The sequence below is a fragment of the Shewanella sp. 125m-1 genome, from assembly GCF_052977065.1.
In genome coordinates this window covers 54,862-70,986 of sequence record NZ_JBRILT010000022.1, presented here as the reverse complement: position 1 = coordinate 70,986, position 16,125 = coordinate 54,862, and the positions used below count along the sequence as shown (strand labels likewise).

Below are 16,125 nucleotides of genomic sequence, written 5' to 3'. Positions count from 1 at the left end.
GGAGAAGGATTCGAACCTTCGAAGGCTGAGCCGTCAGATTTACAGTCTGATCCCTTTGGCCACTCGGGAACCCCTCCTCAATTGCGGCGGCAATAGTAGTCAGAAATATTTCTCCTGTAAAGCCAAAATATGAAATAAACCCTAAAGAACTGACTGTTTGGTTAATTAACTGACAACGAGTTGTTTTACGGATGTATTCTTGCTCAATATGATTATTAATTAGCTCGCTACCAAAACAATCGCTATGAGTTTAAAAACGTATTAGCAAATAAGCAGGGGCAGCAATGAACTAAAGGTAGTTATTAGTCATGTAACAGCAGTTGAAAAAATAGGCACGATGGGCCTATGACTGAGAGGGGTATCGTACAACGAAGAGTGTTGCTCATGTTTAATGTAATGAATTAGAAGCTCAATGAGCTTACAAGCTGATTGATGAGAAACAAGTAAACCAAAGGCACGATAGATAGTGATTAATGTCATTGAATATCAAAAAAAGCCTAAAGTAATGACTCATGTAGTCGATAAAGTTTTAACAATATATTTCAGTGGTTTATTTTTGTGCAAAATGAGTGTTATGCAGGTAACTAGTGCGTTAGTTAACGAATCACAACTTGGTTCGAGGCTAAATCATGCCATCGGTTCAAACCGACGGGGTGAGTTTGGATTATTGCTGTCCATGTTATCTGCCGATGCTCGTGATATGGCGCAATTTCAAACCGATGCGCATCAATCTAGCGATCTTAGAGCTAAATTTGAGCTGCCTGAGCAACAAACACTACTCGCGCGTCTTGATATTGATGACGTCATTGTCGATAACAGTCACGTTCACCAATCAAGTGGTGCGATGGCCTTTCGCCTGGCTAATGTATTGAATGAAGAAGCATTAGTTATTCGAAGAAATGAAGCATTAGAGTTAGAAGAGGTTTTGGCCAATTGTGAGGTGACTACTCGTAATAGATACCAACAAGTCAACTCAAAGGCTAATATTACGTTGACGCATTTTGTCGATCAATTAGTTATGCAACGACAAATGAGTGAATTTATTGCTCAAGCTTGATGATGATCCTGCTCTATTTTGAATTGCTGATATATAATCATTAATTCATATTATCTTAGTAGAGACAAATCAAGATGAAAAATATTCAAAAGGCGCAGTCAAATTTGGTTAATGACACTTGTACAGACTGTGGTAGCTTTGTGGATGTGGGTGCAGTTATCGATGAGTACGATACAGTACTAGAGTTAGAGTTAAACGGTGAAAATTGTGAGCAATTGGCTGAAGAAGTGATTGCAAAAGCACAACAGCGCTTCGAAGGCGTAACTTTTGAAAAGCAGTTACAAGGCCAGAGCGTGAAAATCAACCTAACATTCTCTTTTAGTGCTGAAAAAATGATATTTCAATTAGAAAATGGCTTGTAATAGCTGTAGTTAAACTTGCTGATATTACGTTAAATCGTGTAACCTAGTACCCTATATTTAGTAGCCTATAAAAATAATTTTTTTGCTTTATATTTAAAGCCATTGGTAAGCAATTTGTTTGCCTCACTAGGATGACATGTGAAGAAACATCAATTTCAGCAATTGTTGGAGTACATTGTTAATTCAGAAGCAAAGCAGTTAGGAGATTTTAAAGCCACTGCAGACATTGCCGCTGAGTTACTCTCTCAACAGCTTAATGTTTCAAGTGTAGTGATTTCTGCATTGTCGGCAGAGACAAATACATTAGAGCAAGTTACACGCCTGAGTATGTTGCCTAATGTAGCCACTGACATCCGCCCTAAACCACAATCTTGTTCTAACTTTATTCTTCAGCTCAAAGATGAGCGCCATATCTCTTCAGAAAATGCGCTTGATGATAGTCGACTGGTTGAACTTAAGCCCTATTACCAAGCTCTGGGTATTGTGTCAGTTTTAGAAGTGGCGATTCGAATCAATGGGCATTTAGAAGGCACGTTAAGTCTTGAGCGTACTGAAATCTCAGAGCCATGGCATGATACTGAAATTCAGCTTTGCTCTCAGGTTGCAGACCAACTGGCACTCACACTCGCTACCCAATACGGCTATGACAAAGATGAGCGGTTAACGCTTTTTTTGTCAGCCGCAGAACAATCTGATCAAATTATGATGGTCGTTAATTTAGCAACCGACTGCATTGAGTACGTCAATAAGGCGCACGAGGCAGTAACCAAGGTACCTAAAGATCGCATTCTGGGACGTAAGATTCATTTTTTAGATTTTTTTAAGCAATATCCCGCGTTATCAGATGCTGTGTTGAAAAAAGCCCGTATTGGAGAGAGCTCTGAAGAAGAGGTCAGTCTTGAGCGCCATGACGGTACATCTTACTGGATGCGCTTTTCTGTAAAACGGTTTATCTCTGACAGAGGCAATCATTTTGCATTGGTTAATGCAGAAAACTGCACTGAACAGCACAATCATCAAACCGAGTTGCTCCGTTTAGCCTGGCGCTGTGGACTAACAGGTCTTTATAACCGTACGCATTTTAGCAAAGTACTTAAGAAAGCTCGTGCAGGGCATTTAATACTTATCGATCTTCGAGGCTTTAAGCGCTTTAACGATACTTATGGTCACGCTAATGGCGATATCATGTTAATCGAAGTCGCAAGACGAATGCGCCATTTTGCTGAGATTAACCAGATCTCTGATGTCGCTCGGATTGGCAGTGATGAGTTTGGTCTTTTATTTGAAACTGATCTCGATGAAGTACTTATCGAACAGTTAACAGAACGATTATACAAACAACTTGAAGCTCCGATTACCATAGGCATTGAGCAGATAGAGCCCAAACCCGCGTTAGCACGTGTTGCACTAGCCTCAATTGAACAGCAGTTGTCCTCTTTAACGTGTGCAGATATCGCGCTTCAATATGCGAAAAAAAAGCAAGGTAATGCCATACAGGTATTTAACTCAGCATTGCTGAATGCTTTTAAAGAAGATGCTCAGATAGAAAGAGACCTTGCCGTTGCGATTAAAGGTCGACAATTTGAGCTTTATTACCAACCGTTGAAAGACTTAAAGAAACAATCCTATATCGGCGCTGAAGCATTAATTCGTTGGCACCACCCAAAGAAAGGTGTGCTGTATCCTGGGGCTTTTATTGATATTGCAGAACAAACAGGGCTTATTAACGACATAGGCTCCTGGGTGTTAGAAGCGGCTTGTAAACAACTCAATTTATGGCAACGTCATCAAATAGATATCTCGATGCACGTAAATGTATCGGCGAGACAGTTTTTTAGTGGCTCACTATTTGAGCAAGTTTGGGAGTTGGTAACACGTTATAGGCTAAAACCGAATAGCCTGATCCTTGAGATCACCGAAACAGAGTTAATGGAAGATATTCGCTCAGCGACTAATTTATGTCATGAACTGGCAGAATTAGGCGTCGGTCTCGCTATCGATGACTTTGGCACTGGTTATAGCTCTATGCGCTATCTGAAGCAATTTCCGATTAGTAAACTTAAAATTGACCGTTCATTTATATCCGATCTGTCGGTGAGCCATGAGAGCCGTGAAATCGTCAGTGCGATTATCGCAATGGCATCGGCATTAAATATTTCGCTCACCGCCGAAGGCGTTGAAACAAAAGAGCAAGAGCAGTTTCTCGCTAAACACCTGTGTCATCAGGCTCAAGGGTTCTTATATAGCCCTGCGTTACGTGTCTCTGAGTTTGGCCAATTTTTGGAAAAAGCAGCCGCAGTTCATTAAAGCGGATTATTTACCACAGCACTGCTTAAACTTCTTACCACTTTGGCAGATACACTTGTCATTGCGTTTTGGAAAGACCACATCTTTGTGCTCACCTTGCGTGTAATACCATTTCTCATTCTGTTTGATAAAGCTTGAGCATTCATGAATGGCATCCAGTTCATCATCCAATTGATACCAAGCCTGAAAGGTTACTTTACCCTGACTGTCATTTTGCTGACTTGCAGCAATCTCTAAGCCCAACCATTGAGGTAGCGGCTCTTGTGCAAGGTTTTGTACTGTAAGCCCATTTAAATAATCGACATGGTGGGTTGCGATTAAATAATCAAATTGCTTTAGATAAAAAGCACTAAATCTTGAGCGCATTAATTGTTCTGGGCTCTGTGCAATTTGCGTTTTTAGGTGAAGTGGCTGGCAACAATCTTGATATACGTTGCCTGAACAGCAAGGGCACAGTTTATCTGTGTCTGAATTAAGGTTTGTCATGGTCATTGATTGTAAGTTACTGGTTACTGTTGGTTGTTGATATTGGTTATTGAGTTTTGGCTTAATGCTGGAAATTGGCGACCATAATAAAGGTTTGGACTTGGCTTGGCATTATAATAAAACGAAGCTTCGGCGCGGTTGTTGGTATCAACAGTCAAATACCACTTACCGTCACTTTTCTTGTTGGATACTCCAACAAACTTACCTGCAAATTCACTGCTTGGCTCTTCGTTATCAATGGGGGGGTGAAAACGAATCAGATAGTAACCGACATCTGTAGCACTCGACCCTTCGATGTTACGTTCGATCACTCTAAAATCGACTTCAATTTTGGCATTCTTATGCTTAATCTTGCCAAAAAAAGTTTGGTAAAGGGCAACAATATTATCGCGTCCTAAAGTAATTTCTTCATCTTGGCTTTCGGGGATGTAGCAGGCATCTTCAGAGTAGATAGACTCCATGATACTTGCATCAAGTTCATTAAAAGCTTCACTAAATTGCCCATAGACGGCGTTAAGTGCTTCGTTATCATCTGCTAAGGCGACTTGGAAGAAACTAAGGTAAAGAGTACAGGTAAATGTGAGTGCTGTTGCAACTTTTTTAAGCATGTATTTGGGCGAAATAATAATATAATGAGTATCACTATAATAGATGGTTACTGTGAACTAAAGTACTAGATCTTTACAAGATGTGTAGAATTGGACTGCAAATCAAATCTGCATCTTCACGAGCCTATGTCAGTGTGTTAGGTGAACGCAGTAAATGGGGGATTTATGGGTGAAGAGGAAATGAATCTTTTTCTTCAAGAGATGACAGGTGTTCAGCCACTTAAAAATAATACCAATGCGACAATTGTTGAACAAAAGGTATCTACGCAGGCTCAAGATGCTCGGCGTAAACAGCTTGAAATGAGCGAGCAGTTGGCTAAGTTAACCACAGATATCAATGGGATTGAGCCTATCGCATCGGACGCTATAGTCGAATTTAAACGAGATGGTGTTCAAGAAGCCGTATTTCAACGCTTAAGTCGGGGAGGTTACCCGATTAAACGCGAGATTGAGCTGCAACAGCTAAAGGTAAAACAGGCGAGGGAAGTGTTATACCTGCAATTGCAGCACAGCAGGGATCGTGGTGAGCGCAGCATTATCGTGATCCATGGTAAAGGGGTTAACACCAAACCTATCCCCGCTTTGACTAAGTCTTTTGTTGTGGCTTGGCTTGCGCAGATTGATGAGGTATTAGCATTTCACACAGCCCAAAACCATCATGGTGGTACAGGAGCGCTTTATGTGATGCTGGCTAAATCTGAACAGCAACGAATTGAAACCAAAGAGGCTAATCATAAAGGGGTTAATATCCGCTAGCATTGATTCACTTTCTCGAGAAAAAAGCCATTTTGATGTGAGATAAAATGGTTTTTATTGATCGTGATCTAATACTTTGTCGTGCTTTTAAAAACCTAATTAATCATTAGCAACCACATTGACGGTTAGCGATAGTATTTTGCTCATCTAGCCAGGTTTGCAGTGGGGCAAAGTAATCGAGTACCGCCTTGGGGTCCATTTCTTGAATACCAGTAACAGCTGCCAACGCTTTTGGCCATGGCTTACTCTGACCCATTTCTAGCATGGTGTTCAGTTTGGCTCTCGCTTCTGCACTCTTATCGACTTATATCGGTGCGGTATTACTGTCTGTGTTGTTATAGGCTGCGGTGCTTAGAGTTAATGCTATCAATGCAGAAAACTTAGAAAACTTAGAAAACTTAGAAAACTTTGATTACATCGATACCTTTGAAGCTTTCGCTAAGGTCATAACCATCGTTGAAATCCCTTGTTGTTTTTGTATTGTTTATTTTCTTATTTTGTTGCCAATTAACAGAGGAACAGAATTACCAATTCAATAAGCAGTCTGTTTTTACGATTAAGGGGATTTCGTTTGACAATAAGCAAGCGAATGTTTAATTTAAACGAGTGTTTAAAATAGAAAAAGGCAACGGAATGGCAAATCGCTCCGATACGAAAACAAGAATACTGGATGCAGCGGAAAAATTATTTGCAGAAAGAGGATTTTCAGAAACCTCGCTAAGACTAATTACAAGCAAAGCTGAAGTAAACCTTGCATCTGTTAATTATCATTTTGGCTCAAAAAAAGAGCTGATCAGAGCGGTATTAGCACGTTACCTCGATGTATTTATGCCTGCAGCAGCAGACGCTATTGTTTTGGTTCGTAAAAATAATGCGAATGCATCATTGAATGATATTTTTTCAACGTTAGTTGCACCACTTCTCGATCTTAATGCGCTGAGAAACGAAGGTACCACCACATTTCTTCAGTTGTTGGGTCGTGGTTACATTGAGAGTCAGGGACACCTTCGTTGGTTCATTACTACGCATTACGGCGAGTATCTAGGGCTGTTTGTTAAAGCCGTGGCTGAGAGCGCCCCTCATATTCCTCCCGCAGAGATGTTTTGGCGATTACACTTTACCTTAGGTACGGTTGTTTTCACCATGGCCTCAGCCGATGCGTTAACAGAAATTGCAGAAGCTGATTTTGGGGAGCACAATGATATAGAAGCAGTTATTAGAAAAGTTATTCCGTATTTATCTGCCGGGGTATCGGTCCCACTTACTAAGGATGTAATGTAAAAATTATGGCTACGACATTATTAATACTATTGATTGGCGCAATAGTTGTTGTATTCAGTGTTAAAAATATCAGGATACAGTTAGTAACTCGTCCTGTATTTAGCTTTTTTAAAAAAGTACTACCACCGCTTTCTAATACAGAAAAAGAAGCGATGGAAGCAGGCGATGTATGGTGGGAAGGGGAGCTATTTAAAGGCAAACCTAACTGGCAAGTTCTGCATAGCTACGGTAAGCCGACACTGAGCTCTGAAGAGCAGGACTTTATCGACAATCAGGTAATGACAGCGTTAACCATGATTGACGATTACAACATCGTTAATGAAAGAAAAGATCTGCCACCAGAGCTATGGGACTACTTCAAGAAAGAAGGTTTCTTTGCGCTGATCATCCCAAAAAAGTATGGCGGTAAGGCGTTTTCAGCTTACGCCAACTCTACCATCGTCAGCAAAATAGCCAGTCGCAGTGTGAGTGCTGCAGTAACGGTTATGGTTCCTAACTCACTCGGTCCGGGAGAACTATTAACCCATTATGGCACCAGTGAGCAAAAAGATTTTTGGCTACCGCAACTAGCTGATGGCCGTGCTATTCCTTGTTTTGCATTAACGGGCCCAGAAGCGGGCAGTGATGCAGGCGCCATTCCAGACTCTGGCATTGTGTGTCGCCAACAGTTTAATGGTGAAGAAACACTAGGCTTAAAACTTAACTGGAATAAGCGCTATATTACGCTAGCGCCAGTTGCTGATGTATTGGGGCTTGCATTTCAAATGTATGATCCTGATGGTCTGCTTGGCGAGACAAAAGAGATTGGTATAACCTGCGCTCTGATCCCAACCGATCATGCTGGTGTTGAAATTGGTCGCCGCCACAACCCATTAAATATGGCGTTTATGAATGGCACCACCAGTGGTGAAGATGTGTTTATTCCACTGGATTGGATTATTGGTGGTCCTCAATATGCGGGTCGTGGCTGGAGAATGTTGGTTGAATGCTTATCGGCTGGCCGCGGGATCTCATTACCTGCGCTCTCAACAGCATCAGGTCATATGGCAACCAAGACGACAACAGCATACAGTTTTGTTCGTCAGCAATTTGGTATCGAAATCGGCCATTTTGAAGGGGTACAAGAGGCGTTAGCACGGATTATTGCCAATACTTATCAGCTTGAAGCAGCAAGGCGTTTAACCACAACGGGCATTGACTTAAAAGTTAAGCCTTCTGTGGTCACGGCGATTGCAAAATATCACATGACTGAACTTGGACGTAAGGTCATTGATGATGCGATGGATATTCAATCAGGTAAAGGGATCCAGCTTGGTCCTAAGAATTATTTAGGCTACGGTTACATGGCGCTCCCTATCTCTATTACGGTAGAAGGGGCCAATATTTTAACCAGAAGCTTGATGATCTTCGGTCAAGGCGCAACACGTTGTCATCCATACGTGTTGGCAGAGATGGAAGCCGCTGGCATGGAAGATACCAATGAAGGTCTTGAGCGTTTCGACGATCTACTATTAGGCCACATCGGTTATGCGATCCGTAATGCTTTCAGTGCATTTGCTAATGCGCTAACGGGTAGTCGCCTTTCTCAATCACCCGTAAGTGGTGAAACAAAGCAGTATTATAAAGATATGAACCGTTTATCAGCAGGCTTAGCCCTGATGACTGACGTTTCTATGCTTATTTTAGGCGGCGATTTAAAACGTAAAGAAATGCTTAGTGCCCGAATGGGTGACGTATTAAGCCAGCTATATCTTGGTTCTGCAACCTTAAAGTTATTTGAAGATAATGGTCGTCAGTTTGATGATTTACCTGCAGTTCGCCATGTTATGGCAACGCGTTTGCACTTAGCAGCAAAAGCATTAGATGAAGCGATCCGTAACTTCCCTAACCGTGGTGTAGCCCTATTACTGCGCGCGTTAATCTTTCCGCTTGGAAATCGCTTTAAAAACGCAAGCGATAAGCTATCAATCGATCTGGTTAACTCGATGAGTAAACCTTGTCCTGCGCGTGAGCGGTTAACCTTCTTGTGTCCAGATTTTGATGGTGACACTGGCGGTATTGCAGAAGTTGAGAAAGCATTTATTGCCAAGCATTCATGCAAAGCTCTGTATAAGAAACTTAAGCAAGCACAAAGGGATGGCAGTTTACCTGCAAAACTACAACCTATTGCCTTATTTGACTCGGCGCTCGAGATCTCCTTGATTAGTTCTGATGAACATCAACAATTAGTTAAGGCGAATGAGTTACGCTTAGCGGCAATCAACGTGGATGACTTTGAGACTCTTTAGTTGAGACTCTTTAGTTGAGAGTTGAATGTTGATGTATTCGGTTAGCACTAGCATTTATTGTTAATGAGCTGCCTAATAAAATGCCGCCTTACTATGTACGTAAACGAGTACTTAGTAAGGCGGCATTTTTGTCTTTTAAAAAAGGCTGTGTGCTTTTTGATTGGTAATAATTGAACGCGCTCTATTTCACCGCTATTAACCGTATTTTTTTCTATTTCCTGTTGAGGTCTAAATTCCTCTCTTATTAAAAATATCGGCTTCTAAACGTATTTAACTCTGTGCCTGCTATCGGGGTAAGGGCGTTATCTATCGTGATGAGTTGTTGATACTCTTCTGGCAAGAATTTCTTTATTCTTGCTACCCTAGCGTAATGACTGGCACGAAATTTTGGGTAGAGCGAGATAAGTTTTGGCAAACTCTCGTGTAACTGACCATTTTCAGAGCTAAGCTCTAATAGTAAGTCGAGGGCATCTAATCCATATTTATCTGAATTTAATTTAAAATTGTTGTCGACTAAAAATTGGATAGCTTGTGGTGAGTGTAAAGCCGCAGCCATAAATACATCATTTCCTGATTGGTCTATTATCGAAAAATCAAAACCTTGATGTAATAAGTCTTGCCATTTCTCAATTGGAAGAGCTTTGAGTGAGAGTAAATTTGATGGCATTTTAGGAGAAATTCTTACATTCCATGCTGACAGGAATTCGATATCGACATGAAGCATATAATGAAATAGGGCATCTGTTTGTGATTGTGTCAGTGGGGTTTGCTCATTGTATTCAAGCGCTTGCTCTGTTTTTCCGTCTGCTAATAAACGTTTGAACCTATCACTAGAGTCTGAATTTAATGGCGCACGTTTATAGTTAAGTTCAAGCTCTTGCCAAATACCGACAAGTACAGGATCAATTTCATGTAGTCGTTCTTTTATGTGCTCGGGATCCTTCTTTATCTCATCAATGATGTCATAGGCCCTATCCCTTCCTTCAAAACTTTGTTCAGCAAGTAACTGCTGCTTTACTGATGCGCATTGCTCTGACTTTCGCTTCATTGTCATTTGTTTATTTTTTGCTTCAACAATGGCAAGCGAGATAACGGAGTCATCTACCTCACGCTGTTTTACATTAAAGCTTTTATCTATGAGGGGGATGCTATTAAGAAGCGATTTTAACTTAGCATTAGAAACCATGTCGCTATGAAAGAAACCTTTGGGCGGCGGGCTAAAGCTTATGCCTGTGCCGTTCAGGCTAATACTACCGTGGGCTTTATAACCTTGAACTTTCAGGTAACTCAGCGTGTCGAGCATTTTATTTGCATCGGATTTGAGTTTAATGTACTCAGCATCACTACGGGGCAAATTCAATATGGCTATGTCCATTGCTGTTAATATGCCTGGCTCATTAATCGGTTTAACACCGTATTTGTTGAGTAACGCTAATGCATCAACATTAAAATTAGCGACTGCAATATCAGCTAGATTTTCATAGGTATCGAATTGCCCTTGAGCAAAAATAGGAAAGTCAGTTAATGATTGTGTTTGCTCAAGCAACGGAAATAAGTATTCGGTCGCCATATTATTTTTTAATGCCACCGCGACTTCGTTGACAGTAAATGATTGCAAGGTCACTACTTGCTTATATTCTTCTAGGTTAAGGTATTCAGCAGTTAAGATAAATAGAATTGATGGTGATAAAACCGGACTGTCGCGAATAGAAAGCGGAGATGCTAAATAGGTCGTAAAATTGTCGTTATTATCAAGTAGGGCATAGATATCTGCTTTGTTTATATCTTGCGCTAAGGATATCGACATACCCAGCCCATGTTGTTCATTCTCTAATGGCTTTAGTGCTGTAACCAACACATCAATAGTATCGACATTAACCCCTTCAATGACCGACATTCCACTCCAGTCTTTTAAAATGGAGCTAGCTCGAGTGATAGAGTACTTGTTTTTTTCGATATTGATTTTAGCTTCAATTAGCAAGTCCTGATAACTATCGTAGAATGTTTGGTATTGACTCTGAAAGGAAAGCAGTTCGCGTTCAGTTTTACCTTGCCTCAACTCTTGTTCTAGTGCTGCAATTATCCCACTGTGGACATCAGTAACTTGCTCGCTAAAGTTGTGGAATCGTTTTTGGCATTGAGCGTGCGCAGAAGAAAGTTGCTGTAGCTTAGTTTTTTGAAAGGTTTTATTCGAAAGGGGGGCTTTAATCGTTTGCTGCTGAACAGTTATTTCATTAATGCTCACCGGTGTGGAAATTGTTGGGCTAATATTTTGTGCCAGTTTTTTCTCGCTGCTATCACGGCTATAAACATAATAGCCGCCGATGATGCTTATCGTGACACATGAGATAACCAGTAATTTCCATTTCATTATTCAACTTATTCCTTGTTGGCTTACTATCTGTGATTTGCTACCTGTGATTTGCTATCGATAGACGATAGCTAATATCGATAAAGCGGCTGAAGCTGAGGTTTAACTTGAAAAAACAGCTAGGCACTAGCATTCATCGCCTTGTCTTGACCGATAACTTTCTAGAGCTTATTTCACCAGTATAAATAATCAGCTGAGATTTATACGCTATCCTACAGCTAAAGATTGATTATTCAATGGTTTTACTTTGAGAGGAATAAAAAAAGCTACTATTAACAAATAGTAGCTTTTTATTTATTGCGTCCATACCTTAGAGCGGCATGTCAGAATAGAAGAGAGCTTTAGCCTACAACAACAACCTTGCTAGTGTTAGTGCCACCCACAGTTTCCATTGCGTCACCCTTCGTCATCATCGCCATGTCACCTTTTACTAGGTAACCCGCTTGAGAAAGTGTCTCTAGTGCTTTTTGTGCAACAGTTTCTGGCGCGTGTGCAGTTGAATCAAAGTACACAGGCTGAACACCACGGAAAAGTGCCATTTTAGCGAGTGTTGATTCGTGACGTGATAATGCAAAGATAGGTAGCGCAGAGCTGATGCGAGACATCATTTGCGGCGTCGCACCAGATTCAGTTAAAGCGATAATCGCTTTAATACCTTCAAGGTGGTTAGCAGCATACATAGTTGATAGCGCGACAGTTTCTTCGATGGTAGTAAACTGCTGATCAAGTCTGTGCTTAGAAACCTGCACACTAGGATGTGATTCAGCACCTAAACATACCTCTGCCATTGCTTTTACGGTTTCTTCTGGGAAGTCACCAGCAGCGGTTTCAGCACTGAGCATAACAGCATCTGTACCATCAAGTACTGCGTTCGCAACGTCCATAACCTCAGCGCGAGTTGGCATTGGGCTAGAGATCATTGACTCCATCATCTGAGTTGCGGTGATGACAGGCTTGTTCAGTTGACGTGAGCGGCTGATTAGACGCTTTTGAACTGCTACAAGAGCAGGGTCGCCAATTTCAACACCTAAGTCACCACGTGCGACCATCACTGCATCAGATGCAATAATTACATCATCCATAGCTTCATCAGTGGCTACGGCTTCAGCACGTTCTACTTTAGAAACGATAAGCGCGTTGCTACCAGCTTTACGTGCTAGATCACGTGCGTAGTTTAGGTCTGCTCCACTTCTTGGGAACGATACCGCAAGGTAATCAACACCAATCTCTGCGGCAGTAACGATGTCTAGCTTATCTTTTTCAGTAAGGGCTGCGGCCGATAAGCCACCGCCTTGCTTGTTGATACCTTTATTATTAGATAAAGGACCTGCGACGGTAACGATAGTATGAACCTTGTTACCTTCAACTTTTTCAACGCGCAACTGAACTCGGCCGTCATCAAGCATTAAGATGTCACCAAGACTCACGTCTTGCGGTAACTCTTTATAATCGATACCGACTTGTGTCTCGTCACCTTCGCCTTTACCAAGATCGCCATCAAGAGTATAAGCTTGACCAAGCTCTAACATAACCTTTTGGTTGTCTTTGAAAGTTGAAATACGAATTTTTGGACCTTGAAGATCGCCTAAAACCGCAACATGAACGCCGAGCTCTTTTGCAATAGCTCGTGTATCGTTTGCGCGTTTTTTATGATCTTCTGGTGCACCGTGAGAGAAGTTTAAGCGAACAACGTTAGCGCCAGCAGCAATAATGCGGCGTAAGTTGTCATCACGGTCGGTGGCTGGACCCAAAGTTGTTACAATTTTGGTTCTGCGGAACATGACATACTCCGTTAAGTTTTAAAAAATTCTGATTCTATATTACCAGACAATACCCGTTAATGTAGTAAAATTACGAACAAAATGATCTAACTCAAGTTTTTAATTTTGTGACCTGTTGCAACAATAATTTAGAAATCGGCAATTTAACTTAGGTTAAATTGCCGCAAATTATGTAGAAAGTCAGTTACAGAACTGGATCTTTGTCTATTCTTGATTCTTTTAACACTTCCTTTACTCGCTTCAAGTTTTCACGGAAACGAGGGCCTCTTCTGAGGGTAAATCCTGTTGCTAGCACATCTATTATAACTAATTGTGCCAAACGTGAAGCCATAGGTAAGTACATATCTGTATCTTCAGGCACTTCCATTGTTACTGGAAGTGTACAAACCGTTGATAACGGTGAGTTACGGGCAGTAATACCGATAACTGCAGCACCGTTTTCGCGAGCAAGTTTAGCGATGTCGATAAGCGACTTTGTACGGCCTGTGTGCGAAATAAGCACCACTACATCGCCTTCATTACTGTTTATACAGCTCATGCGCTGCATTAGAACATCGTCGAAACTGATGACAGGAACATTAAAGCGGAAGAATTTATTTTGTGCATCATGAGCAACGGATGCCGATGCCCCAAGACCAAAAAACGAAATGGTTTTTGCTTGCGTTAGAATATCTACAGCCTTATTAATCGCAGCGGTGTCGATACTTTGCCTGGCGGTATCTAAAGAGGCCATAGAAGATTCAAATATCTTGGTCGTATAAGAATCGGGACTGTCGTCCTCTTCTACATGGCGGCTGACATAAGGAGTACCATTAGCAAGGCTTTGCGCTAGGTGGAGTTTAAAGTCTGGAAAACCTTTAGTATCAAGGCGACGGCAGAAGCGGTTAACCGTAGGTTCACTCACATCAGCCATTTTAGCCAAAGTGGCGATACTTGAGTGAATAGCCGTTTGTGGCGAAGACAAAATAACTTCTGCAACTTTACGTTCAGATTTACTAAAATGGGTAAGGCTTTTTTGCACCTTTTCGAGGGTATTCATATGCGTACGTCCACTCAATAGTAATGTAGTTTTATTATATTTTGTTAAAGCTTTTAAGTTGTCGTTTTTAAACCGTGATTTCCGGAGCGTTTACGCCGACATTAATTTATAATGACAACAGGTACAAACACGATAAATTTTAGTAATTTTATCACAAAAGCATATCAGATTATGGGCTAACATACCTAATATGCTAACTTGAAGTTTATTATAGAATTTAGATGCAATTACTTATTTGTGTTGTTATATTACAACAAACGTGTGAATTCTCATCAAAAATGGTGGGGCACAGTGTCAAAAGGAGATTTTGAAGCTATGGGCATAACGACACCAAAAGCCAAAGCTTGTGATTTTGTTCTATTTGGTACCAAGGGGGATCTTGCTAAGCGTAAGTTACTTCCTTCTTTATACCAGCTTGATAAAGCAAACTTACTGAATGTCGATACGAAGATCCTCGGCGTTGCAAAAGATGACTTCAGTCAGGAAGAGTATCGCGAGTTAGTCATCACCGCATTAAAGACATTTGTTAAAGACGAACTCTGTGAAGAAACAGTGAATCGTTTCTTGAACCGTTGTCACTATATCGGCACTAACTTCACGGTTGCTGATGGTTACCAAGCATTCCATGATATTTTAGAGCCTGAGAAGCGCGTCATGGTGAGTTACTTCGCGACACCGCCAGCCATCTTCGGCGATATTTGTCGTTGCCTCCATGAACAAAATCTTATCTTCCCAGACTCTCGTGTTGTTTTAGAAAAGCCAATCGGCTCCGATCTAGCAAGTTCTCGCATCATTAACGATCAAGTCTCTGCTTACTTCGAAGAAAACCAAGTTTATCGTATCGACCATTACCTAGGTAAAGAAACGGTACAGAATTTACTTGCACTTCGCTTTGCTAACTCTTTGTTTGCCTCTAAGTGGGATAACCGTACTATCGACCATGTGCAACTCACTGTTGCTGAAGAAGTGGGTATCGAAGGTCGTTGGGGGTATTTCGACAAAGCCGGTCAGATGCGCGACATGATCCAAAACCATTTATTACAGGTGTTGACGCTTGTTGCAATGGACCCGCCAGTTAACTTAGATGCTGATAACATCCGTGATGAAAAAGTAAAAGTACTCAAGTCATTGCGTCCAATTAACGCTGACAACATTTATGAGAACACGGTTCGGGGCCAATATAGCTCAGGCTTCCTAAAAGGTGCGCCAGTACCTGGTTACTTAGAAGAAGAGGGCGCAAATGTTCAGTCTAATGCTGAAACCTTTGTTGCACTTCGCGTGGATATTGATAACTGGCGTTGGGCAGGCGTGCCATTTTACTTGCGTAGTGGCAAGCGCATGCCATTTAAGAGCTCTGAAATTGTGGTGTACTTTAAAAATCCACCCCACAACCTTTACAGCTCTAATTACCGTAACCTACCACCCAACAAGCTTACTATTCGATTGCAGCCTCATGAAGGGGTTGAAATTCAGATGTTGAATAAGGTGCCTGGCCTAGGTGAAAAGCAACGTTTGCAAACCACCAAGTTAGATTTAAGTTTTTCTGAAACCTTTAAAAATGAACGCATTGCTGATGCATATGAACGTTTATTACTCGAAGCGATGTTAGGTAATCAGGCATTATTTGTGCGCCGTGATGAAGTTGAGCAGGCCTGGAGCTGGGTCGACGGCATCATTCAAGCATGGGAAGAGACTGACGAAAAACCAAAGCCTTATCCTGCTGGAACATGGGGACCGGTGGCATCGGTCGCGCTTATCACTAAAGATGGCCGTTCTTGGGACGAGTAAG

12 protein-coding genes and 1 pseudogene are annotated in these 16,125 nt (G+C 41.4%); 7 read left to right on the top strand and 6 right to left on the bottom strand.

What is annotated here, in order from left to right; all coding sequences use genetic code 11:
* Positions 1-466: 466 nt before the first annotated feature.
* From ACVBIK_RS11610 to ACVBIK_RS11600, 3 genes are all read left to right on the top strand, one after another.
* On the top strand, positions 467-1,057 hold the full coding sequence (locus ACVBIK_RS11610) for a VC2046/SO_2500 family protein (protein ID WP_447169729.1): 591 nt from the start codon (positions 467-469) through the stop codon (positions 1,055-1,057).
* Positions 1,058-1,131: 74 nt separating this feature from the next.
* A complete protein-coding gene (locus ACVBIK_RS11605; protein WP_447161953.1) occupies positions 1,132-1,419 on the top strand; it encodes a DUF406 family protein in 288 nt (95 codons plus the stop codon).
* A 138-nt stretch (positions 1,420-1,557) separates the two neighbouring features.
* Positions 1,558-3,726, top strand: a complete 2,169-nt coding sequence (locus tag ACVBIK_RS11600) for a sensor domain-containing phosphodiesterase (protein WP_447161952.1) — start codon at positions 1,558-1,560, stop codon at positions 3,724-3,726.
* Positions 3,727-3,732: 6 nt separating this feature from the next.
* On the opposite strand, the gene ACVBIK_RS11595 is transcribed toward ACVBIK_RS11600, so the two are convergent.
* A complete protein-coding gene (locus tag ACVBIK_RS11595; protein ID WP_447169728.1) occupies positions 3,733-4,212 on the bottom strand; it encodes a YchJ family protein in 480 nt (159 codons plus the stop codon).
* A gap of 23 nt (positions 4,213-4,235) precedes the next feature.
* The gene (locus ACVBIK_RS11590; protein ID WP_447164624.1) at positions 4,236-4,820 is read right to left on the bottom strand and encodes a YybH family protein; all 585 of its coding nucleotides are present in this window, start codon (positions 4,818-4,820) and stop codon (positions 4,236-4,238) included.
* A 180-nt stretch (positions 4,821-5,000) separates the two neighbouring features.
* Between ACVBIK_RS11590 and smrA the strand changes: the two genes are divergently transcribed.
* Positions 5,001-5,576, top strand: a complete 576-nt coding sequence (smrA, locus tag ACVBIK_RS11585; RefSeq protein ID WP_447164623.1) for a DNA endonuclease SmrA — start codon at positions 5,001-5,003, stop codon at positions 5,574-5,576.
* Between the two features lie 106 nt (positions 5,577-5,682).
* Here smrA and ACVBIK_RS11580 read toward each other — a convergent pair.
* Positions 5,683-5,862: pseudogene (locus ACVBIK_RS11580) on the bottom strand (M2 family metallopeptidase); the annotation flags it as partial.
* A gap of 347 nt (positions 5,863-6,209) precedes the next feature.
* On the opposite strand from ACVBIK_RS11580, the gene ACVBIK_RS11575 reads away from it, so the two are divergent.
* Positions 6,210-6,857, top strand: coding sequence for a TetR/AcrR family transcriptional regulator (locus ACVBIK_RS11575; RefSeq protein WP_447169727.1), 648 nt, complete (start codon positions 6,210-6,212; stop codon positions 6,855-6,857).
* A gap of 5 nt (positions 6,858-6,862) precedes the next feature.
* A complete protein-coding gene (locus ACVBIK_RS11570; protein WP_447161947.1) occupies positions 6,863-9,145 on the top strand; it encodes an acyl-CoA dehydrogenase in 2,283 nt (760 codons plus the stop codon).
* A gap of 244 nt (positions 9,146-9,389) precedes the next feature.
* On the opposite strand, the gene ACVBIK_RS11565 is transcribed toward ACVBIK_RS11570, so the two are convergent.
* The 3 genes from ACVBIK_RS11565 to ACVBIK_RS11555 all read right to left on the bottom strand — a co-directional run bounded on the left by ACVBIK_RS11565 (position 9,390) and on the right by ACVBIK_RS11555 (position 14,336).
* Positions 9,390-11,516 (bottom strand): hypothetical protein, encoded by a 2,127-nt coding sequence (locus ACVBIK_RS11565; RefSeq protein WP_447169726.1) that lies wholly within the window; start codon positions 11,514-11,516, stop codon positions 9,390-9,392.
* Positions 11,517-11,857: 341 nt separating this feature from the next.
* The gene (gene pyk / locus ACVBIK_RS11560) at positions 11,858-13,297 is read right to left on the bottom strand and encodes a pyruvate kinase (protein WP_447161945.1); all 1,440 of its coding nucleotides are present in this window, start codon (positions 13,295-13,297) and stop codon (positions 11,858-11,860) included.
* Positions 13,298-13,481: 184 nt separating this feature from the next.
* The gene (locus ACVBIK_RS11555) at positions 13,482-14,336 is read right to left on the bottom strand and encodes a MurR/RpiR family transcriptional regulator (RefSeq protein ID WP_447164434.1); all 855 of its coding nucleotides are present in this window, start codon (positions 14,334-14,336) and stop codon (positions 13,482-13,484) included.
* A 315-nt stretch (positions 14,337-14,651) separates the two neighbouring features.
* Here ACVBIK_RS11555 and zwf point away from each other — a divergent pair, with 315 nt between their 5' ends.
* Positions 14,652-16,124 carry a glucose-6-phosphate dehydrogenase gene (zwf, locus tag ACVBIK_RS11550; protein WP_447161955.1) on the top strand — a complete coding sequence of 491 codons (1,473 nt, stop codon included), beginning with the start codon at positions 14,652-14,654 and terminating at the stop codon, positions 16,122-16,124.
* Position 16,125: the final 1 nt, after the last annotated feature.

Bases quoted from the DNA above. Each gene is read 5' to 3' on its own strand.
- ACVBIK_RS11590 (WP_447164624.1), bottom strand. From the start codon at position 4,820: ATGCTTAAAAAAGTTGCAACAGCACTCACATTTACCTGTACTCTTTAC.
- ACVBIK_RS11605 (WP_447161953.1), top strand. From the start codon at position 1,132: ATGAAAAATATTCAAAAGGCGCAGTCAAATTTGGTTAATGACACTTGT.
- pyk (WP_447161945.1), bottom strand. From the start codon at position 13,297: ATGTTCCGCAGAACCAAAATTGTAACAACTTTGGGTCCAGCCACCGAC.
- zwf (WP_447161955.1), top strand. From the start codon at position 14,652: ATGGGCATAACGACACCAAAAGCCAAAGCTTGTGATTTTGTTCTATTT.
- ACVBIK_RS11565 (WP_447169726.1), bottom strand. From the start codon at position 11,516: ATGAAATGGAAATTACTGGTTATCTCATGTGTCACGATAAGCATCATC.
- ACVBIK_RS11570 (WP_447161947.1), top strand. From the start codon at position 6,863: ATGGCTACGACATTATTAATACTATTGATTGGCGCAATAGTTGTTGTA.
- smrA (WP_447164623.1), top strand. From the start codon at position 5,001: ATGAATCTTTTTCTTCAAGAGATGACAGGTGTTCAGCCACTTAAAAAT.
- ACVBIK_RS11595 (WP_447169728.1), bottom strand. From the start codon at position 4,212: ATGACAAACCTTAATTCAGACACAGATAAACTGTGCCCTTGCTGTTCA.
- ACVBIK_RS11575 (WP_447169727.1), top strand. From the start codon at position 6,210: ATGGCAAATCGCTCCGATACGAAAACAAGAATACTGGATGCAGCGGAA.
- ACVBIK_RS11555 (WP_447164434.1), bottom strand. From the start codon at position 14,336: ATGAATACCCTCGAAAAGGTGCAAAAAAGCCTTACCCATTTTAGTAAA.